Annotated in this window: 21 protein-coding genes; 14 read left to right on the top strand and 7 right to left on the bottom strand. The window is 72.2% G+C overall.

Annotated elements, in window-relative coordinates; all coding sequences use genetic code 11:
- Positions 1-28 precede the first annotated feature (28 nt).
- The 7 genes from G7072_RS13020 to G7072_RS12990 all read left to right on the top strand — a co-directional run bounded on the left by G7072_RS13020 (position 29) and on the right by G7072_RS12990 (position 4,098).
- Positions 29-229, top strand: a complete 201-nt coding sequence (locus tag G7072_RS13020; RefSeq protein ID WP_166087017.1) for a rubredoxin — start codon at positions 29-31, stop codon at positions 227-229.
- 110 nt (positions 230-339) lie between these two features.
- Positions 340-957, top strand: coding sequence for a TetR family transcriptional regulator (locus tag G7072_RS13015; RefSeq protein WP_166087015.1), 618 nt, complete (start codon positions 340-342; stop codon positions 955-957).
- Positions 958-962: 5 nt separating this feature from the next.
- Positions 963-1,751 (top strand): SOS response-associated peptidase, encoded by a 789-nt coding sequence (locus G7072_RS13010; protein WP_166087012.1) that lies wholly within the window; start codon positions 963-965, stop codon positions 1,749-1,751.
- A complete protein-coding gene (locus G7072_RS13005) occupies positions 1,748-2,377 on the top strand; it encodes an alpha/beta family hydrolase (RefSeq protein WP_166087010.1) in 630 nt (209 codons plus the stop codon). Before G7072_RS13010 ends, G7072_RS13005 begins: the two co-directional genes overlap by 4 nt.
- A gap of 146 nt (positions 2,378-2,523) precedes the next feature.
- The gene (locus G7072_RS13000; RefSeq protein WP_166087009.1) at positions 2,524-3,162 is read left to right on the top strand and encodes a sigma-70 family RNA polymerase sigma factor; all 639 of its coding nucleotides are present in this window, start codon (positions 2,524-2,526) and stop codon (positions 3,160-3,162) included.
- Complete coding sequence (rsrA, locus tag G7072_RS12995) at positions 3,159-3,437, top strand: mycothiol system anti-sigma-R factor (protein WP_166087007.1); 279 nt, start codon at positions 3,159-3,161, stop codon at positions 3,435-3,437. Before G7072_RS13000 ends, rsrA begins: the two co-directional genes overlap by 4 nt.
- A 274-nt stretch (positions 3,438-3,711) precedes the next feature.
- On the top strand, positions 3,712-4,098 hold the full coding sequence (locus tag G7072_RS12990; RefSeq protein WP_166087005.1) for a hotdog domain-containing protein: 387 nt from the start codon (positions 3,712-3,714) through the stop codon (positions 4,096-4,098).
- Positions 4,099-4,102: 4 nt separating this feature from the next.
- On the opposite strand, the gene G7072_RS12985 is transcribed toward G7072_RS12990, so the two are convergent.
- Positions 4,103-5,830 carry an acetolactate synthase gene (locus tag G7072_RS12985; RefSeq protein WP_166087003.1) on the bottom strand — a complete coding sequence of 576 codons (1,728 nt, stop codon included), beginning with the start codon at positions 5,828-5,830 and terminating at the stop codon, positions 4,103-4,105.
- A gap of 32 nt (positions 5,831-5,862) precedes the next feature.
- Between G7072_RS12985 and G7072_RS12980 the strand changes: the two genes are divergently transcribed.
- Positions 5,863-7,335: a PAS domain-containing sensor histidine kinase gene (locus tag G7072_RS12980; RefSeq protein ID WP_206063106.1), complete on the top strand. Its 1,473-nt coding sequence runs from the start codon at positions 5,863-5,865 to the stop codon at positions 7,333-7,335.
- A 54-nt stretch (positions 7,336-7,389) separates the two neighbouring features.
- Here G7072_RS12980 and G7072_RS12975 read toward each other — a convergent pair whose 3' ends face one another.
- Positions 7,390-7,644, bottom strand: coding sequence for a WhiB family transcriptional regulator (locus G7072_RS12975; RefSeq protein WP_166087000.1), 255 nt, complete (start codon positions 7,642-7,644; stop codon positions 7,390-7,392).
- Positions 7,645-7,976: 332 nt separating this feature from the next.
- Here G7072_RS12975 and G7072_RS12970 point away from each other — a divergent pair, with 332 nt between their 5' ends.
- Complete coding sequence (locus G7072_RS12970) at positions 7,977-8,378, top strand: hypothetical protein (RefSeq protein WP_166086998.1); 402 nt, start codon at positions 7,977-7,979, stop codon at positions 8,376-8,378.
- A 39-nt stretch (positions 8,379-8,417) separates the two neighbouring features.
- Here G7072_RS12970 and G7072_RS12965 read toward each other — a convergent pair whose 3' ends face one another.
- The 3 genes from G7072_RS12965 to sodN form a co-directional block, all read right to left on the bottom strand.
- Positions 8,418-9,236, bottom strand: coding sequence for an RNA polymerase sigma factor SigF (locus tag G7072_RS12965; RefSeq protein WP_240916941.1), 819 nt, complete (start codon positions 9,234-9,236; stop codon positions 8,418-8,420).
- On the bottom strand, positions 9,233-9,619 hold the full coding sequence (locus G7072_RS12960; protein WP_166086996.1) for a hypothetical protein: 387 nt from the start codon (positions 9,617-9,619) through the stop codon (positions 9,233-9,235). The genes G7072_RS12965 and G7072_RS12960 overlap by 4 nt, the downstream gene beginning before the upstream one ends.
- A gap of 116 nt (positions 9,620-9,735) precedes the next feature.
- Complete coding sequence (gene sodN, locus G7072_RS12955) at positions 9,736-10,137, bottom strand: superoxide dismutase, Ni (RefSeq protein ID WP_166086994.1); 402 nt, start codon at positions 10,135-10,137, stop codon at positions 9,736-9,738.
- 153 nt (positions 10,138-10,290) lie between these two features.
- Here sodN and G7072_RS12950 point away from each other — a divergent pair, with 153 nt between their 5' ends.
- The 3 genes from G7072_RS12950 to G7072_RS12940 all read left to right on the top strand — a co-directional run bounded on the left by G7072_RS12950 (position 10,291) and on the right by G7072_RS12940 (position 12,991).
- Positions 10,291-10,611 carry a S24 family peptidase gene (locus G7072_RS12950; RefSeq protein ID WP_240916940.1) on the top strand — a complete coding sequence of 107 codons (321 nt, stop codon included), beginning with the start codon at positions 10,291-10,293 and terminating at the stop codon, positions 10,609-10,611.
- A 172-nt stretch (positions 10,612-10,783) separates the two neighbouring features.
- On the top strand, positions 10,784-11,974 hold the full coding sequence (locus G7072_RS12945; protein ID WP_166086992.1) for an NADP-dependent malic enzyme: 1,191 nt from the start codon (positions 10,784-10,786) through the stop codon (positions 11,972-11,974).
- Between the two features lie 48 nt (positions 11,975-12,022).
- Complete coding sequence (locus tag G7072_RS12940; protein WP_166086990.1) at positions 12,023-12,991, top strand: zinc-binding dehydrogenase; 969 nt, start codon at positions 12,023-12,025, stop codon at positions 12,989-12,991.
- 112 nt (positions 12,992-13,103) lie between these two features.
- On the opposite strand, the gene G7072_RS12935 is transcribed toward G7072_RS12940, so the two are convergent.
- Complete coding sequence (locus tag G7072_RS12935) at positions 13,104-13,283, bottom strand: DUF6104 family protein (protein WP_166086987.1); 180 nt, start codon at positions 13,281-13,283, stop codon at positions 13,104-13,106.
- 50 nt (positions 13,284-13,333) lie between these two features.
- Positions 13,334-17,194: a multifunctional oxoglutarate decarboxylase/oxoglutarate dehydrogenase thiamine pyrophosphate-binding subunit/dihydrolipoyllysine-residue succinyltransferase subunit gene (locus G7072_RS12930; RefSeq protein ID WP_240916939.1), complete on the bottom strand. Its 3,861-nt coding sequence runs from the start codon at positions 17,192-17,194 to the stop codon at positions 13,334-13,336.
- A 415-nt stretch (positions 17,195-17,609) separates the two neighbouring features.
- On the opposite strand from G7072_RS12930, the gene G7072_RS12925 reads away from it, so the two are divergent.
- Both G7072_RS12925 and G7072_RS12920 read left to right on the top strand, forming a co-directional pair.
- A complete protein-coding gene (locus G7072_RS12925) occupies positions 17,610-18,197 on the top strand; it encodes a hypothetical protein (protein ID WP_166086985.1) in 588 nt (195 codons plus the stop codon).
- Positions 18,194-19,165 carry an LCP family protein gene (locus tag G7072_RS12920; protein WP_166086983.1) on the top strand — a complete coding sequence of 324 codons (972 nt, stop codon included), beginning with the start codon at positions 18,194-18,196 and terminating at the stop codon, positions 19,163-19,165. The genes G7072_RS12925 and G7072_RS12920 overlap by 4 nt, the downstream gene beginning before the upstream one ends.
- Positions 19,166-19,167 lie beyond the last annotated feature (2 nt).

The raw sequence follows: 19,167 nt of genomic DNA, 5'->3' as shown, positions 1-19,167 counted from the left end.
CCCGACCGACGAGCCGAGGGAGAGAACCATGGAGACCGTCACCACCACGACACGGCAGGACCAGCAGACCGGCTGCTTCCGCTGCCCCAATTGCGACTACGTCTACGACGAGACCCTCGGCGAGCCCCGCGAGGGCTGGCCGGCGGGCACCCCGCTGGCCGAGGTCGACGAGGACTGGCCGTGTCCGGACTGCGGGGTGCGCGAGGCGCAGGACTTCGAGCCGGTCTGAGCGAGCGCCCGACCTCGGGTCGACCCGCCCGGCGACGCGCTGGTCGACCTGCCGGACGGCCCGCCGGACGACCTGCCCGGCACCTTGCCCCCGGATGAGACCCTGACCAGGTGAGCAAGAAACCGTTCCGGGCCGCCGTGCGCACGATCCTGCGCGACCGGCTGCTCGACGCGGCCGCCGCGGCCTTCGCCGCCGAGGGGTGGCGCCGGCTCACGATGGCCAAGGTCGCCGACCGGGCCGGGGTCAGCCGGCAGACCGTCTACAACGAGTTCGGCACCAAGCAGCAGCTCGCCGAGCAGCTCGTGATGCGCGAGCTCGACGTCTTCCTCGACGTGGTGCGCGAGTCCTTCGAGGGGGAGCAGGAGTTCCAGCCCGCCGTGCGCTCGGCGGTGCTCGGCGCGCTCACCAGCGCCGGCGACAACGCCCTGCTCAAGGCCGTGCTGGAGAGCGGGCACACCGGCGACACCGACCTCCTGCCCTACATCTTCCAGTCGCAGACCATCATCGACACCGCCGCCGGCTTCCTCTACGACCTCGTGGTCGAGCACTTCCCCGACCTGCCGCTGCGCGGCGAGAAGCTCGCCGTGTCGCTGGAGTCGGTCATCCGGCTGGCGCTGTCGCACCTGACGCAGCCCCACCACAGCCCCGAGCGCACCGCCGACGACCTGGCCTGGGTCGTCGGCGCGGTGCTGGCCGGGGTCGAGGCCGAGCAGGCCGCCGTAGGGTGATGCCCATGTGTGGGCGCTACGCATCGAGCCGCAAGCCGGAGGACCTCGCCGAGGAGTTCGAGATCGACCGCGCGAAGGTCACCGAGACCGTCGCCGCTCCGCTCGAGCCCGACTGGAACGTCGCGCCGACCAAGCAGGTGTACGCCGTGCTCGACCGGCCGCCCGGCGAGGACGCCCCGGCCGAGCGGCAGCTCCGGGTGCTGCGCTGGGGGCTGGTGCCCTTCTGGGCCAAGGACCCCTCGATCGGCAACCGCATGATCAACGCGCGCATGGAGACGGTGACCGAGAAGCCCGCCTTCCGCCGGGCCTTCGCCAAGCGTCGCTGCCTGCTGCCCGCCGACGGCTACTACGAGTGGTACGCCACCGAGCAGCGCACGAAGGCCGGCAAGCCGCTCAAGCAGCCGTTCTACATCCACCCCGCGGACGGGTCCGTGATGGCCATGGCCGGCCTCTACGAGATCTGGAGGGACCCGACACGCGACGAGGACGACCCCGAGCGCTTCCGCTGGACCTGCACGGTGCTCACCACGACCGCGGAGGACGCCGTGGGCCACATCCACGACCGGATGCCGCTGCTGGTCGAGCCGGACCGCCGCGCCGAGTGGCTCGACCCCGGCGTCGACGTCGACCGGGCCCGCGCCCTGCTGGTGCCCGCGGCCCCGGGCCGGCTCGAGGCCTATCCCGTCTCGACCCAGGTCAACAACGTGCGCCACAACGGCCCCGAGCTCGCCGAGCCCCTGCCCGCCGAGGACGTGCCCGCGGGCGTGGATGCCGGCACGGGCGGACCCGCGTGACCGAGATCCGCACCTGGGCCACCCCCCACGGCGACGCCCGGCTGCACGTCGACCGCTCCCGCAGCCCCCGCGCCACCCTCTTCCTGCAGCACGGCGCCGGGGGAGGCCCCGACGCCCCCGACCTGGTCGCGCTGGCACGGGCGCTGCCCGGCCAGGGCATCACCGTCATCCGGCTCGAGCAGCCCTGGCGGGTCGCCGGACGCCGGATCGCCTCGGCCCCCGGCATCCTCGACACCTGCGCGGTGGCGGTCGTCGACCGGCTGCGCTCGCGGACCCCGCTGGTCCTCGGGGGACGCAGCGCCGGAGCCCGCAGCTCCTGCCGGACCGCTCACCACCTCGGTGCGTCGGCGGTGCTCGCGCTGTCCTTCCCGCTGCACCCGCCGGGCAAGCCGGAGAGGTCGCGGGCCGACGAGCTGGCCGCGGTCACCGTGCCGACCCTGGTCGTCCAGGGCGAGCGGGACCCCTTCGGAACCCCGGCGGAGTTCGCGCCGACCCAGCCACTGGTCGTCGTACCCTCGGCCGACCACGGGCTGAAGACGCCGAAGCGCAGCGGGGTCAGCGCCGAGGACGTCGCGCAGATCGTGGTCGAGAGCGCGCTGGAGCTCATCGAGCAGCGCGTGCTCTAGGAGGGAATCAACCCCGCGGGCCGGGCGTTGACCCGGGGTCGGCGCACGCGCGCCGGCACCTCGAACGACAGGAAGGGGTCACCGTGGCCTGCGCGACGATCACGGCCGATCTGCCGGGGCGGACCCTGCCGGTAGGCTGGCGGACAATGTCTGACGAAGTCACCACCCCTGAGCCCGAGTCGGAGCAGGAGCGGGCCGCACGCTTCGAGCGCGACGCCCTGCCCTACCTCGACCAGCTCTACTCGGCCGCGATGCGGATGACCCGCAACCCCTCCGACGCCGAGGACCTGGTCCAGGAGACCTTCGCGAAGGCCTTCGCCGCCTTCCACCAGTTCAAGCAGGGCACCAACCTGAAGGCCTGGCTCTACCGCATCCTGACCAACACCTTCATCAACAGCTACCGCAAGAAGCAGCGGGAGCCGCAGCAGTCGATGAGCGAGGACGTCGAGGACTGGCAGCTCGCCCGGGCCGAGTCCCACACCTCGAGCGGACTCAAGTCCGCCGAGATGGTGGCGCTCGAGCACCTGCCCGACAGCGACGTCAAGGACGCGCTCAACCAGCTGCAGGAGGAGTTCCGCCTCGCGGTCTACCTCGCCGACGTCGAGGGGTTTCCCTACAAGGAGATCGCCGAGATCATGGACACCCCCATCGGCACCGTGATGTCGCGGCTGCACCGTGGCCGTCGCCAGCTGCGCACCATGCTGGCCGACTACGCCCGGGAGCGCGGCATGCGCGTCGACGCCGACGGCAACGCCGCCCGGACCGTGGAAGGAGCGACACGATGAGCTGCGGCGACCCGAACGACACCGACTGCACCGCCGCCCTCGAGCGGATGGTCTTCTTCATCGACAACGAGCTGGCCGACGCCGACGCCGCCACGATCAAGCAGCACCTCGACGACTGCGCGCCGTGCGTCGACCACTTCGTGCTCGAGCGGGCGGTCAAGGCGCTGGTGGCGCGCTCCTGCGCCGAGCGCGCCCCCGACGAGCTGCGCCACAAGGTGCTCATCAGCATCCGCCAGGAGATCCAGGTCCGCTACGGCGAGACCGGCCCCGCCTGAGCCGACGGCCGGTCCGGGTCCCGGACCGCACCCGGCCCCAGAACGACGACGACCCCGTGCTGGTGCACGGGGTCGTGGTGTCTCTCGCGAGGACGGTCAGGCGTTGGGACGCTTGCCGTGGTTCGCTGCCTTCTTCTTGCGCCCGCGGCGCTTGCGACCGGTCTTACCCATGGTGTCTCCTCTGCACGGCCCGTGATCCGACGGACCGGTGGACTCTGGTTCGCCCCAGTCTCTCATCGAGGCAGGCGTCAGAGGAAATGGGCATGCTGGGGGCATGACCCACGACGAGGCGACCCTCACCTTCACCGTCACCACCGACGACACCGCCCGCGCGGTCGGGTCGGGCTCGCTGGAGGTGCTCGGCACACCGGTGCTGCTGGCCTGGGCCGAGGCGACGACCTGCGCGGCCGCCGACCCGCTGCTCGAGGACGGCCAGACCACCGTCGGCACCCGGGTCTCCCTCGAGCACCGCGCCGCCAGCAGCGTCGGCGACCGGGTGCGGGTGCTGGCCCGGCAGGTCCACCGCGACGGCCGGCTGCTGCGCTACGAGGTCACCGCCGTGGCCGACGACACCGGCTCGGTGCTCGGGCACGGCGAGGTCACCCGGGTCGTGGTCGACACCGAGCGCTTCCTGGCCCGCCTGGGCCGGGGCGCCGGGTGAGCGCTCAGATGCCCAGCGTGTTGCGCGGGTAGGCCGCCTTCACGTCGGTGATGACGTTGACCAGGTAGGGCACGTTCGCGGCGAAGGCCCGGTCCATGGCCGGCCCGATCTCCTTCGGGTCGGTGACCATCTCGCCGGCGCCCCCCAGCGCCTTCACCACCTCGTCGTACGCCGTGCGCGGGGCGAGGTCGGCGATGACGTCGTAGCCGTAGAGCATCTGCATGGGGCCCTTCTCCAGCGCCCAGGCCGAGTTGTTGCCCATGACCATGACCACCGGCAGGTCGTGGCGCACCAGGGTGTCGACGTCCATCAGCGACATGCCGGCGGCGCCGTCGCCGAAGAGCACCACGACCTGGGCCGAGGGCCGCACCAGCCGGGCCGCGATCGCCGCGCCCATGCCGGCGCCGAGGCAGCCGTAGGGGCCGGGGTCCAGCCACCCGCCTGGCCGCTGCGGCTCGACGTACTTGCCGGCGAACGAGACGAAGTCGCCCCCGTCGCCGATCACGACGGAGTCGTCGGCCAGCCGCGGCAGCAGCTCGCCGTAGATCCGGGCGGGGTGGATCGGGTCGGCCTCGGCGTCGAGCAGCTCGCGGTCGCGCTCGGCGGCGGCCTTGACGGTGTCCTGGAGCCTCGCGACCCACGCGGACCAGTCGGGCTTCTGCCGCTGCTGCTCCAGGGCGGTGAGCACCCCGTCGAGGGCGTGGGTGAGGTCGCCGTACGCAGACGCGGCGAGCTCGGCGTGACCGGCCACCTGGGCCTCCGAGTCGGCGACGTGGACCGTCCTCGCGGTGGGAGCGCCCTCCTTGCCGCCGAAGACGCCGTAGGAGAGCCGGAAGTCCAGCGGGGTGCCGACCACCACGACCAGGTCGGCCTGGCCCAGGGCGACCGAGCGAGCCTTGGTGACGAGCAGCTCGTGCCCGCCGGGGACGATGCCGCGGCCCATGCCGTTGGCCAGGGCCGGCAGCCCGGCGGTCTCCACGAGGCGTCGGGCCGCCTCCTCGGCGCCGTCCAGCCACACGTCGCTGCCCAGCACCAGCACGGGGCGCTCGGCCTCGGACAGCAGCTGGGCGATCGTCGCGATCGCTTCGGGGTCGGGCTCGACCGGCTCGGCGGGGGAGTAGGCGGGACGTTCCACGGTGGCGTTGTCGAAGAAGGCGTCGAGGGGGACGTCGAGGAAGGCCGGTCCGCGGTGGGAGGTGCGCGCGGACGTGAAGGCGCGGTGCATCTCGTCGGCGACGTCGTCGGCCCGGTGCGCGGTGCGCGCCGACTTGGTCACCGGGGACACGAGCGGGACGTGGTCGAGCTCCTGCAGGCTGCCCTGACCCCACCGGTTCGCGGGCGCGCGACCGCCGACGACGACCAGCGGCGAGCCGCTGAAGTAGGCCTGCGTGATGGGGCTGACGCCGTTGGTGATGCCCGGGCCGGCGGTCAGCACCGCGAGCCCCGGCACCCGGGTCAGCTTGCCGACGGCCTCGGCGGCGAACACGGCGGTCTGCTCGTGGCGGACGTCGAGCAGCTTGACGGGCGGGTCGGCGTGGACCGCGGCGTCGTACATCGGGAAGACGTGGGCGCCGGAGAGGGTGAACATGGTCTCGACGCCGTGGGAGGCGGCCACGGCGACCGCGTGGGTCCCGCTGTGACCCTCCACCGCACCGTCGGAGGAGGCGGCCGGGGCGTTCGCCTCCGGGGTCTCGGCGGCGTGCGGGGCGTCGGGGGTGGTCTCCTGCGTCATGCGGCCGAACCTATCCGGCCTAGGGTGGAGCCGTGGCGTCCTTGAGCGAGCTGGCCCAGGCGCATGCCGACCTCACCGCCGACGACGAGGCCTTGCTGCAGCTGCTGGTGGCCGACTGGCAGATCATCGCGGACCTCTCCTTCGCCGACCTCGTGCTGTGGCTGCCCGACCGGGAGGGGCGAGGCTTCTGGGCCGTGGCCCAGATGCGCCCGACGACGGGCCCGACCGCGCACGTCGACGACGTGGTGGGCACCTTCATCCCGCCCGGCCGGCGCCCGCTGATCGACACGGCGCTGGCACAGGAGCGCGTCGTGCGCGAGGGCGACCCGGAGTGGCGCGACGAGGTGCCGGTGCGGGTGGAGGCGATCCCCGTCCGCCGGGGGCGGCGCATCATCGCGATCATCGGGCGCAACACCAACCTGCTGGGGGTGCGCACCCCCTCGCGCCTGGAGCTGGCCTACCTCCAGACCGCCACCGACCTCACCCAGATGATCGCGCGCGGGCAGTTCCCCTACCCGGGGCAGCGTTCGGACCACACGGACTCGCCCCGCGTGGGCGACGGCTTCGTGCGGGTGGACGAGTCCGGGTCCGTCACCTACGCCAGCCCGAACGCGCTGTCGGTCTACCGCCAGCTCGGGCTGGCCACCGACCTCACCGGTCTCGACCTGGCGGCCACCACGCGCTCCCTGGTGCCGCTCGCGCAGCGCGCCGACGAGGAGACGCTGAGCGCGGTGCTCGGGGGGCGCGCCGCGCGCGACACCGAGATCGGCGACGGCTCCCGCGTCGTCATCGCCCGGTCCATCCCGCTGCGCGACCTCGAGCGGCACGTCGGCGCCCTGGTGCTGCTGCGCGACGTCACGGACCTGCGCAGCCGGGACCGCGAGCTGGTCACCAAGGACGCCACCATCCGCGAGATCCACCACCGGGTGAAGAACAACCTGCAGACGGTGGCGGCACTCCTGCGGCTGCAGGCGCGACGCATGCAGGTGCCGGAGGCGCGCGCCGCCCTCGAGGAGGCGGTGCGCCGCGTCGGCTCGATCGCCCTGGTCCACGAGACCCTGAGCCAGTCCCTCGACGAGCACGTCGACTTCGACGAGATCGCCGACCGGCTGCGCACCGTGGTGGCCGACGTCAGCTCCGGGGTCGCCTCGGCCGGCGGGGTCATCAGCTCGTCGCGGACCGGCTCGTTCGGGACCGTGCCGGGCGAGGTGGCCACGCCGCTGGCGATGGTGCTGACCGAGCTGGTGCAGAACGCGGCCGAGCACGCCTTCGCCGGCGGGCCGGGCCACGTGGAGGTGGCCGCGACTCGCAGCGAGACCGGCTGGGTCGTCAGCGTGACCGACGACGGGGTCGGCCTGCCCGACGACTTCGACCTCGATCGCTCGAGCAGCCTGGGGCTGTCGATCGTCCGCACGCTCGTGGAGTCCGAGCTCGGAGGGTCCATCGAGATCGGCGCCGCCTCCCCGCGGGGGACGTGCGTCCGGCTCGTGGTGCCCGCGGGCTGACGCCCGACCGGGACCTGGCTCGCGTCAGGCGGTCTCGGGTCAGGAGGTCTCGCGTCAGGCGGTGGTGCGCACCCGGGCCCGGGCGTTGCGGCGCTTGAGGGCGCGCCGCTCGTCCTCGCTCATCCCGCCCCAGACACCGTGGTCCTGGCCCGCCTCGAGCGCCCACGCAAGACACTGCTCGCGCACCTCGCACCGACGGCACACCTGCTTGGCCTCCTCGATCTGGAGGATGGCCGGACCGGTGTTGCCGATCGGGAAGAACAGTTCCGGGTCCTCGTCGAGGCACGCGGAACGGTGGCGCCAATCCATGGCGACGGCTCCTTGTCTGGTTCAGGGGGTGTGGCACGGGGTGCCGACCACAGGTCATCGTCGCCGCTCGCGGCTCTGGTGAAACCCTCGCGTCCAACGTTCCGGTGATCGGATCCGAGGACGGGGGCGCTGCGAAGACCGGGCGGGGGCCCGACGCGTCGCAGGATGCCCCCATGACCGATGACCAGCCGATCGTGTCAAAGTCAGGGGCACCGGTTCAAGGTTTTGGCCTGGTTGGTTTGGTCACACGCCCTCAGATGGCCTCTCACCAGCACAAATGCCACCGTCGCGCTAGGACGTAGTGCCCGGGTGCGGGCCCGTACCATCGCGGTGTGACCGACGTGCCGCGCTCCTCGCCCCTCTCCGCGCAGCCCTGGCCCCTCCGGGCCGCGTGCGCCACCGCGGCCCTCGAGGCGGTCGTCCTGGTCGTCCAGGCGCTCCTGGTCCTGCCCGCGCTCGACGGGCAGCGCCTCGCCATGGGCCTCACCTCGGCGCTGTTCCTCGCCGTGTACGGCGCCGGGCTGGCCTGGTGCGCCTGGTGCCTGGTCCGGGGCCAGTCGTGGGCGCGGGCGCCGGTCGTGCTGGCGCAGCTGATCCAGGTGCTGGTCGGGTTCACCAGCGACTGGACCCCCGACGTGATCGGGTGGGTGCTGGTCGCGGTCGGGATCGCCGTGCTCGTCGGGGTCTTTCATCCCCGGTCGCTGGCGGCGCTGAGCACCGACGAGCACGCCTGACCGCCGGCCCGAGCCGGGGTCGGCCGTCCGGCCTCCGGGCTAGGGGGTCGGTCGCTGGTCCTCGAGGTTGCGACGCAGGTCGGCCAGGGTCCGGCTCAGCAGCCGGGAGACGTGCATCTGGCTGATCCCGAGCTCCTCGGCGATCTGCGACTGCGTCATGTTGCGGAAGAACCGCAGCAGCAGGATGCGCTTGGCGCGCGGGTCCAGGGCGTCGAGCAGGGGCTTCACGGTCTCCCGGTCCACCACGGCGTCGAGGGCGTCGTCGTAGTCGCCGAGCTGCTCGATCACCGCGCCGACCTCGCCGCCCGGGTCGGGGGCGTCGAGCGACAGCGGGCTGTAGGCGTTGGCCGACTCGAGGCCCTCGAGGATCTCCTCCTCGCTGAGCCCGGCGTGCTTGGCGATCTCGGCCACGGTGGGGCTGCGACCGAGCTGCTGGCCCACGTCGGCGACGGCCTGGTTGATGATCGCCTGCATCTCCTGCAGCCGGCGCGGGACCCGGATGGTCCAGCCGCGGTCGCGGAAGTGACGCTTGACCTCGCCCATGATCGTCGGGGTGGCGAAGGTCGAGAACGCGACCCCGCGGTCGGTGTCGAAGCGGTCGATGGCCTTGATCAGCCCGATGGTGGCCACCTGGACGAGGTCCTCGTGGGGCTCACCGCGGTTGCCGAAGCGACGGGCGAGGTACTCCGCGAGCGGCAGGTGCAGCTCGACGAGGGCGTCGCGCACGCGCGCGGCCTCGTCTCCCTCCGCGGCCTGCATCTGGGCGAAGAGCTCAGCGGTGCGGGCGTGGATGTCGTTCGTGTCGTTGCTGCGCTGGTGCGTGGTCGACACCTGGCGCGCGGTCGGGCCGGCGGTCACGGGTGCTGTCCAGCGCTGCGCGAGAGCGTGAGCACGAGCCGGTCGTCGTGCACCTCCGACCGGGCGTGGGTGGTCAGCGCCGTCAGCACCCGCCAGGCGAAGCCCTGCTCCGAGGGCTGGCGCGGCTCGGTGCAGGTGGCGCCGACCGCGACGGTCATCGTCGCGCCTCCGAGCCAGAAGGTGCAGTCCAGCTGCGTGTCCGGAGCGGCCTGCGGCAGCAGGATGGCGCACGCCTCGTCGACGGCGATGCGCAGGTCCTCGATGTCGTCGAGGGTGAAGTTGATGCGGGCGGCGAGCCCGGCCGTGGCCGAGCGCAGCACGGCCAGGTAGGCGCTGTCGGCCGGCAGCCGCAGCTGCGCGTCCGGCGGTGAATCGATGTCCACGTGGTGGTGGCTCCCGTTCGGCGTGGGGATCGGGCCCGGGTCGTGTCGACCCGGGCCCGATCCGACGTCATGAGGTCGAGCAGGCGGGGCCCCCGCTGCGGGGCGCCCCACGGTGCTCAGGCCTTCTTGGTCTCGGCGAAGATCTCCGCGATCTCGTCGATCTTGGCCAGCAGGTCGTCGGCCGTCGCAGCGTCCATCGTGCCCTTGGTGCCGGACGCACCGGCGAGCTTGGTGGCCTCGTTGAAGAGGGTGTGCAGCTGCGGGTACTTCTCGAAGTGCGGGGGCTTGAAGTAGTCGGTCCACAGCACCCAGAGGTGGTGCTTGACCAGCTCGGAGCGCTGCTCCTTGATGACCACGGCGCGGGTGCGGAAGTCCGGGTCGTCGTTGTCGGCGAGCTTGCCGATGATCGCCTTGATCGACTCCGCCTCGATGCGGGCCTGCGCGGGGTCGTAGACACCGCAGGGCAGGTCGCAGTGGGCGTGGACATCGAGCGTCGGGGCGAAGATTCGCGCGAGCATCCAGAATCCTTTCGTGAGCATGCACAGGGAGGGGTTCTTCGGTCTGCTGCGACACTACTCCGTGGCCACGGCGCTGCGGGGGCGGCTCAGCAGACTCACCCCCAGGGGTGGGGCCGCCCGAGGGACCCCGACGTGACAGGTGAGGTGAGGCGGGTGAGCACCCCGGTCCGCGTCGGCCTGGCCCGCGTCCACGGTCGCTCCATGCTGCCGACCCTGCACCCCGGCGACCTGCTCCTCGTCGTCCACGGCGCCCGCCCGCGGGTCGGCCGGCTGGTCGTCGTACGGCTGCCGGACGGCACGGTGGCGGTCAAGCGCGCCGTACGCCGTGAGCCCGACGGCTGGTGGGTCGAGCGGGACAACCCGCGCGAGGGCGTGGACTCCTGGACGGTCGGCGCGGTGCCCGACGACCGCGTGCTCGCCGCGGTGCTGGCCCGGGTCTGGCCGCTGCGCGGTCGTCGGGCTGTGCCAGACTGAGACCCGATCGAACGCGCTGCAGGGCGCCCTGCCACGACCGCGGGCCCCTGCCACGGATTCCACCACCCCACGGATCCACGACCCGCCCTGATCGGCACCGATCAGTCCCGACCGCGACTCGCACTCGAGCCGCCCCTGCTCGCACCCACTCGCGAAAGCCTGCTGCCACGCCATGACCGCGTCCCCCACGCCCGCCGACCGCGCCGCGTCGCCCGTGTTCCGCCTGCACGAGGGCGGCAAGATGGCGATCGCCAGCACCGTGTCGCTCGACGACCGCGACGACCTGTCGCTCGCCTACACCCCCGGCGTCGCCGAGGTGTGCGAGGCGATCGCGGCCGAGCCGGCGCTGGTGCGCGACTACACCTGGGTCTCCAACACGGTCGCCGTCGTCACCGACGGCACCGCGGTGCTGGGGCTGGGCGACATCGGCCCGGCCGCGGCCATGCCGGTGATGGAGGGCAAGGCCGTGCTGTTCAAGCAGTTCGGTGGGGTCGACGCCGTCCCGATCTGCCTCGACACCACCGACACCGACGAGATCGTCGAGACCGTGGTCCGGCTGGCACCGTCCTTCGGCGGCATCAACCTCGAGGACATCTCGGCTCCGCGGTGCTTCGAGATCGAGCAGCGGCTGCAGGAGCGCCTCGCGATCCCGGTCTTCCACGACGACCAGCACGGCACCGCCGTGGTGGTCGCCGCCGCCCTCGAGGGCGCGCTGCGGCTGACCGGACGCACGCACGCCGGCACCCGCGTCGTGATCTCCGGGGCCGGAGCCGCCGGCGTCGCGGTCGCGCGCATCCTGCTGGCGGCCGGCATCACCGACCTCGCCGTCACCGACCGTCGCGGCGTGCTGAGCTCCCAGCGCCACGACCTCACCCCGGTGAAGCGGGCCCTGGCCGTCGACACCGCCGACCGCACCGGACGCTCGGGCTCCCTGGCCGACGCGCTCGCCGGCGCCGACGTCTACATCGGCGTCTCCGGCGGCACCGTCCCCGAGGAGGTCGTGGCCACGATGGCCGACGATGCGATCATCTTCGGGCTGGCCAACCCCACCCCCGAGGTCCACCCCGACGTCGCCCACCGGCACGCCGCCGTCGTGGCCACCGGCCGCTCGGACTTCCCCAACCAGATCAACAACGTGCTGGCGTTCCCCGGCATCTTCCGCGGCGCCTTCGACGCCCGGGCCACCGCCATCACCGAGGCGATGAAGCTCGCCGCCGCGAGCGCCATCGCCGGGCTGGTCGGCGAGGACCTGCGCGCCGACTACATCGTGCCGTCGCCGTTCGACCCCCGGGTCGGCCCCGCCGTGGCGGCCGCGGTGGCCGCGGTGGCCGCCGCGGCGGTCGCTGGCGGCGGGACGCGGTAAACATCACAACCGGGAGGCTCGGCGGGCCTCCGCGGCTAGGGTCGGGGCATGTTTGCCGTCTACGCCGAGTCCTTCTCCTCCGACACCCCGCTCGACGGTCTGGTGGTGGGGGAGCGACCCGATCCCGAGGTCCCCGACGGCTGGACCATGGTGACCGTCAAGGCCGCCTCGCTGAACCACCACGACCTGTGGTCGCTGCGCGGGGTCGGCCTGCGCGAGGAGGCGCTGCCGATGATCCTCGGCTGCGACGCGGCCGGTCTCGACGAGGACGGCAACGAGGTCGTCGTGCACGCCGTCATCCCGTCGGCGTCGTGGACCGGTGACGAGACCTTCGACCCACGCCGGTCGCTGCTGAGCGAGCGCCACCAGGGCACGTTCGCCGACAAGGTCGCCGTACCCCGGGCCAACGTGGTGCCGAAGCCGGCCTCGCTCAGCTTCGAGGAGGCCGCCTGCCTGCCGACCGCGTGGCTCACGGCGTACCGCATGCTCTTCACCCAGGGCGGGCTGAAGGCCGGCGACTCGGTGCTGGTGCAGGGCGCCGGCGGCGGTGTCGCCACCGCCCTCATCACGCTCGCGCGGGCCGGCGGCCTGCGGGTGTGGGCCACGAGCCGCGACGAGGCCAAGCGGTCCCGCGCGCTGGAGATCGGGGCGCACGAGGTCTTCGAGAGCAACGCCAAGCTGCCGGGCAAGGTGGACGCGGTCATGGAGACCGTCGGACGCGCGACCTGGTCGCACTCGATCCGCGCACTGCGCCCCGGCGGCGCGATCGTCATCAGCGGGACGACGAGCGGACCCAAGCTCGACGACGCCGAGCTGACGCGCATCTTCTTCCTGCAGCTGCGGGTCGTCGGCTCGACCATGGGCACCCGTCAGGAGCTGGCGAGCCTCGTGCAGATGCTCGACGCCACCGGCACCACACCGTTGATCGACCGCTTGATGCCGATGGAGCAGGCCGCCGACGGCTTCGCCGCCATGGCCGACGGCGACGTGTTCGGCAAGGTCGTCTTCACCCGCTGAGGCCCCTGTCGGTTTCACTGGGTACCTAGTGAAACCGGCGCTTCCCGAGCGAAGTTTCGCTCGGGAAGCGCCAACATCACTAGGTACCCAGTGAAACCGGCACCGCCTCGGCTCAGTCGTCGTCGGGGTCGTCGAGGCGGGCCAGCCAGGTGGCCAGCCGCTCGACGGGGACCTCGAAGTCGGGGTGGAGGTCGACGAACTCCTGGAGCCGGTCGGCGAGCCAGGCGATGCTGACCTCCTCGTCGCCCCGTCGGCCCTGGAGCTCCTCGATCCCGCGGTCGGTGAAGTACACGGTGCTCCCGTCTCGCGTCGTCTCGACTCGTCGCTGCGGCGTCCGCGCGACTACGCGAACGCGTCCTTGAGCAGGTTCTCCAGCTCCTGCTTGTGACGGCTGGCCTGCCCGACCGCCGGCGAGGTCGACTTCGACCGCGAGACCAGCGTCATCTCGACGGGCAGCTCCTCGCGCAGGTTGAGCGCCATGTGCGGCCAGGGCCCCATGTTGGCGGGCTCGTCCTGGACCCAGCGGATCGCGGAGAGGTTCGGGAACTTCTCCAGCTCCGCGAGCAGCTCCTTGACCGGGCGGGGGTAGAGCTGCTCGAGGCGGAGGATCGCGGTGGAGGGGGTGTCTCCCTCGCGCTTCTTCCGCTCGTTCATCAGGTCCCAGGTGATGCGGCCCGAGCACAGCAGGACCGTCTCCACCGCGTCCGCGTCGACCGCCGGGTCGGACGTCACCGGCCGGAAGGTGCCCTCGGTGAAGTCCTCCGGTCGCGATGCCGCCTCCTTGCGCTTGAGCATCGACTTCGGGGTGAAGACGATGAGCGGGCGGTGCTTCTCGCCCAGCGAGTGCTGGCGCAGCAGGTGGAAGTAGCTCGCCGGGGTGGACGGCTGGGCCACCACGAACGCGTCGTCGGCGGCCATGGTGAGGAACCGCTCGATGCGTGCCGAGGAGTGGTCGGGGCCCTGGCCCTCGTAGCCGTGCGGCAGCAGCATCACGACGCCGGACTGCTGGCCCCACTTGGTCTCGCCGGAGGTGATGTACTCGTCGATCACCGTCTGGGCGCCGTTGACGAAGTCGCCGAACTGCGCCTCCCACAGCACCAGCGCCTCGGGACGGGCCACGGAGTAGCCGTACTCGAAGCCGAGGGCGGCGTACTCGGAGAGCAGCGAGTCGTAGACGTAGAACTTCGCCTGCTCCTCGTCGAGGTTCGACAGCGGCGTCCACTCGTCGGCGTTGCGCCGGTCGATGATCGTGGCGAAGCGGGACACGAACGTGCCGCGCCGCGAGTCCTGCCCGGCCAGCCGGACCGGCCGACCCTCCATGAGCAGCGAGCCGAACGCCAGGATCTCGCCGGTGCCCCAGTCGATGGGACCGTCGGTGATCGCCGCCGCCCGGCGCTGCAGCTGCGGCAGCACCTTCGGGTGCACGGTGAAGCCGTCGGGGGCGTTGACGTGCGCGTCGGAGATCCGCTTGAGCGTCTCCTTAGTGATCGCGGTCTTCGCCTCGGGGGACGGCTTGTCCGGGTAGTCCGGGACGGTGAGCCACTCGTCGGGCTGGGTGTCGGCCTCGCGCACCTCGCTGAAGACCCGCTCGAGCTGCTGCTGGTAGTCGCGCAGGACCTGCTCGGCCTCCTCGATCGTGATGTCGCCACGACCGATGAGGGACTCGGTGTAGAGCTTGCGCACCGAGCGCTTCTGCTCGATGAGGTCGTACATCAGCGGCTGCGTGTACGACGGGTCGTCGCCCTCGTTGTGACCGCGGCGGCGGTAGCAGACGAGGTCGATGACGACGTCCTTGTTGAAGGCCTGGCGGTACTCGAAGGCGAGCCGGGCCGTGCGGATGCAGGCCTCGGGGTCGTCGCCGTTGACGTGGAAGATCGGCGCCTGCACCATCCGCGCCACGTCGGTGCAGTAGAGCGAGGAGCGCGACGAGGACGGCGACGTGGTGAAGCCGACCTGGTTGTTCACCACGACGTGGATCGTGCCGCCGGTGCGGTAGCCGCGCAGCTGCGAGAGGTTGAGGGTCTCGGCCACCACGCCCTGACCGGCGAAGGCGGCGTCGCCGTGGACCAGCAGCGGCATGACGGGGAACTCCGCGCCCCGGTCCAGCACGTCCTGCTTGGCCCGGGCGATGCCCTCGAGGACCGGGTCGACGGTCTCGAGGTGCGAGGGGTTCGCCGCCACCGAGACGTTGATGGTCGCCCCGGAGCCGGCGCTGAAGACGCCGTCGGCGCCGAGGTGGTACTTCACGTCGCCGGAGCCCTGGACCGTGCGCGGGTCGATGTTGCCCTCGAACTCGCGGAAGATCTGGTTGTAGGACTTGCCCACGATGTTGGCCAGCACGTTGAGCCGGCCGCGGTGGGCCATGCCGATGCAGACCTCCTTGAGCTCGGCCTCGGCCGAGGCCTCGCAGATCTCGTCGATCAGCGGGATCGTGGTCTCACCGCCCTCCAGGCTGAAGCGCTTCTGCCCGACGAACTTGGTCTGCAGGAACGTCTCGAACGCCTCGGCCTGGTTCAGCTTGAGCAGGATGCGCAGCTGCTCCTCGCGCGGCGGCTTCTGGTGCGGCTGCTCGACGCGCTCCTGGATCCAGCGGCGCTGCTCGGGGTCCTGGATGTGCATGTACTCGATGCCGATGGTGCGGCAGTAGGAGTCACGCAGGATGCCGAGGATGCCGCGCAGCTTCATGAAGCGCCGGTCGCCGCCGAAGGAGCCGGTGGCGAACTCGCGGTCGAGGTCCCACAGCGTCAGGCCGTGCGACTCGATCTCGAGGTCGGGGTGGCTGCGCTGCTGGTACTCCAGCGGGTCGGTGTCGGCCATCATGTGGCCGCGCACGCGGTAGGCGTGGATCAGCTCGAGGATGCGGGCCTGCTTGCTGATGTCGTCGTCGTGGTTGGTCGAGATGTCCTTCGACCAGCGGATCGGCTCGTAGGGGATGCGCAGCGCGCGGAAGATCTCGTCGTAGAAGCCCTCCTCGCCGAGCAGCAGCGCGTGCATCCGCTTGAGGAACTCGCCCGACTGCGCGCCCTGGATCACGCGGTGGTCGTACGTCGAGGTCAGCGTCATCACCTTGCTGACCGCGTTGCGGGTGAGGGTCTCCTCGGAGGCGCCCTGGTACTCCGGCGGGTAGTCCATCGACCCGACGCCGAGGATGCACCCCTGGCCCTTCATCAGGCGCGGGACGGAGTGGTTGGTGCCGATGGTGCCGGGGTTGGTGAGGCTGATCGTCGTGCCCTGAAAGTCGGAGACCCCGAGCTTGCCGTTGCGGGCCTTGCGGATGAGCTCCTCGTAGGCGGTCCAGAACTCGGCGAAGTCCATCGCCTCGGCGCCCTTGATCGAGGGCACGAGCAGCTGGCGGGTGCCGTCGTCCTTGGGCAGGTCGATGGCGAGGCCGAGGTTGATGTGGGCCGGCTGGATGAGGTTCGGCTTGCCGTCGATGACGTCGAAGCCGTTGTTCATCTCCGGCATCGACCGCAGCGCCTTCACCAGCGCGTAGCCGATGACGTGGGTGAAGGAGACCTTGCCGCCGCGGGCGCGGGCCAGGTGGTTGTTGATGACGATCCGGTTGTCCCACAGCAGCTTCACCGGGACGGTGCGCACGCTCGTGGCGGTGGGGACGGTGAGGCTCAGGTCCATGTTCTGCGCGGTGCGCATGGGGGCGCCGCGCAGCACGGTGAGCTGGGGCTCGTCGCTCGCCTCGGACGGGGGAGCGGGCGGGTTCTCCTTGGGCACGGGGGCCGCCTTCTTGGTCGGCTTGTCGCTCGACCTCGGGGCCGAGGTCTCCTTCGCGGCGGGCTTCGAGGCGTCCTTGGCCGCCGACTCCTTGGCCGCCGACTGCTTGGCGCCGGCGGTCGCGGCGGTGTCCTGCGCCGACTTGGCCGGAGCCGAGGTGCCGGACGAGGCACCCTTCTCCGCGGGTGCCTTCGCCGCAGCAGCCTTCTTCGCGGGCGCCTTGTCAGCCGCCTTGTCAGCCGCCTTCTCGGGGGCCGTGCCGTTGCTGCCGGCGGCGGACGTGCCGTCGCCGGAGGAGGCCGTGTCGCCGGAGTCAGACCGGCCCTCGAAGTAGGCCACCCAGGCGTCGTCCACGCTGGACGGGTCCTCCTGGTAGCGCTCGAACATCTCGTCGACGAGCCACTCGTTGTCGCCGAACTCGGCCACCGAGCCGCCCGGGGCGCTGGATTGGTTGTCTGGACCCGATTCGGCCACGATTGAAGCTCGCCCTCTTCCGCTGCGGTATGGAACTGATCGCCGGACCAAATCTAGACCGTGCGCGAAGGTCGCGGGCGGCTGGCACGCGACTCGCGGGTAGCCCGGACGCTGTGCCCCGGTCGACGGGTGCTCCGAGGGTGAGGGAGAACACGTCCAAAGCGGACGCAGCGACCCCCAGGGTCGTCACCGCGGCACGGTGCGTCCCACCCCCAGGGGTGGTCCGTTCTCGGGCGTGTCCGTCCGCGCGGCGCGGTGCAGAGGTGATCATGTCCCCATGCGTCGTACGACGACCGCCGGCTGGTCCCGGCGCTCCACGCCCCCTCGCGCGGCTCGCCACCGATCCACCCGAGCCACTCGGGCCCGCCGGGCCCCCTCGATCGCCTCGGCTGCTTCGGCCGTCGTGTCGCTCGTCGTGGCAGGTGCCCTGGCCGGGTGCACCTCGCCCGCCGAGTCGGCCGACACCCCGACGCCGCAGTCCGGTGAGGCGGCGGAGGTGGCGGCACCTGAGGTCTCCGCCCCGGTGACGCGGGTGGCCGGGCGGCTCCCCGACCGCGACCGTCTCGCGCTGCGACGTCAGGTGGAGGAGCTCGTGTCGCGCTACGTCCTGGCGGCCTTCGTCGACCCGGCGACGGCCCCCGCGGACCGGTTCCCCGGCTTCACCGAGGGCGCGACCCGGCTGGCCCGGACACAGGGAGCGGTGCTCTCGCGGGCCGACCTCGAGGAGGCGGGAGAACCGGTCGTGGTGCAGGTCGTGCGCGTCGAGGCCCCGGTCAACGTCCTGGCCCCGCGCGGCCGACCGGCCGGCGCCACGGCCCGCCTCGACCTCACGCTCGAGGTCGCGTCCCCGGAGGACGACACCGCCTCGGCGTCCGCGTCCGGGTCCCCGACCGCGTCGACGTCCGGGCCGGAGCGGGTGCGGCTCCAGGGCCGCCTGCTCCTGACCCCGGTCGGACAGAGCTGGCGGGTCTTCGGGTTCGACGTCCGCAGGACCGACCGATGAGCGCGCGCACGGTGCGGACCGGCCGCCGTACGGGCCGCCCTGGCCGCCTGGGCCGCCTGGGCCGCCTGGGCCGCCCGGGTCGCACGGGCCGGATCGTCGGTCTGGCGCTGCTGGCCCCGCTGCTGCTCGTCGTGCCGCCGGCCACCACCAGCCACACCCCCGCCGGCCTGGTCGCCACCGGACTGGCCCGCGGGGTCGACCACGACGAGCGGATGCTGTGGATCCTGGCCCTCGGGTCCGACGCGCGCCCGGGGCAGAACATCACCCGGCAGCGGGCCGACGCGATCCAGATGGTGGGCGTCAACTTCGCCACCGGCGACGCGGTCAGCATCGGCGTCCCGCGCGACTCCTGGGTGCCGATCCCCGGCCACGGCTCCGGCCGGGTCAACTCGGCGCTGACCTTCGGCGGCCCGGAGCTCATGGGCCGCACCGTCGGCAACCTCGTGGGCGTGCAGCCGGACTACGTGTTCCTGACGTCCTTCACCGGCTTCAAGCAGATGGTCGGCAGCATCGGCGGGGTCACGGTGAACTCGCGCATGGCGTTCCGCGACGACGCCATGGAGGGATCCATCCGCAAGGGCCGCAACACCCTCAAGCCGTGGGAGGCACTGTTCTTCTCCCGCGCCCGTCACTTCCTGCCGCGCGGCGACTTCGACCGCTCCGCCAACCAGCAGGAGATGCTGCGCGCGATCCTGCGGCGGGTGCGGCTGATGCAGGACGCCCCGGGCTTCATGGAGCGCGCGCTGCTGTCGGTCGCGCAGAACCTCACCACCGACCTGTCGCCGGCCGCGCTGTTCCGCCTGGCCCAGGCGCTGACCGCGATCGACCCCTCGGCCATGCCCACCTGCGTGCTCGACGGCAGCTACGGCTACGTCAACGGCGCGAGCATCATCTTCCCGGACGTGGCGCAGGCCCGTCGGCTGGGCAACGAGGCCCGCAACGACGGTCGCTTCGCACGGGGCTGCTGAGG

Origin of the sequence: Nocardioides sp. HDW12B (genome assembly GCF_011299595.1) — a bacterium.
In the GTDB taxonomy this organism is placed as follows: Bacteria; Actinomycetota; Actinomycetes; order Propionibacteriales; family Nocardioidaceae; genus Marmoricola_A.
This window is presented reverse-complemented; position numbering and strand designations above follow the sequence as displayed.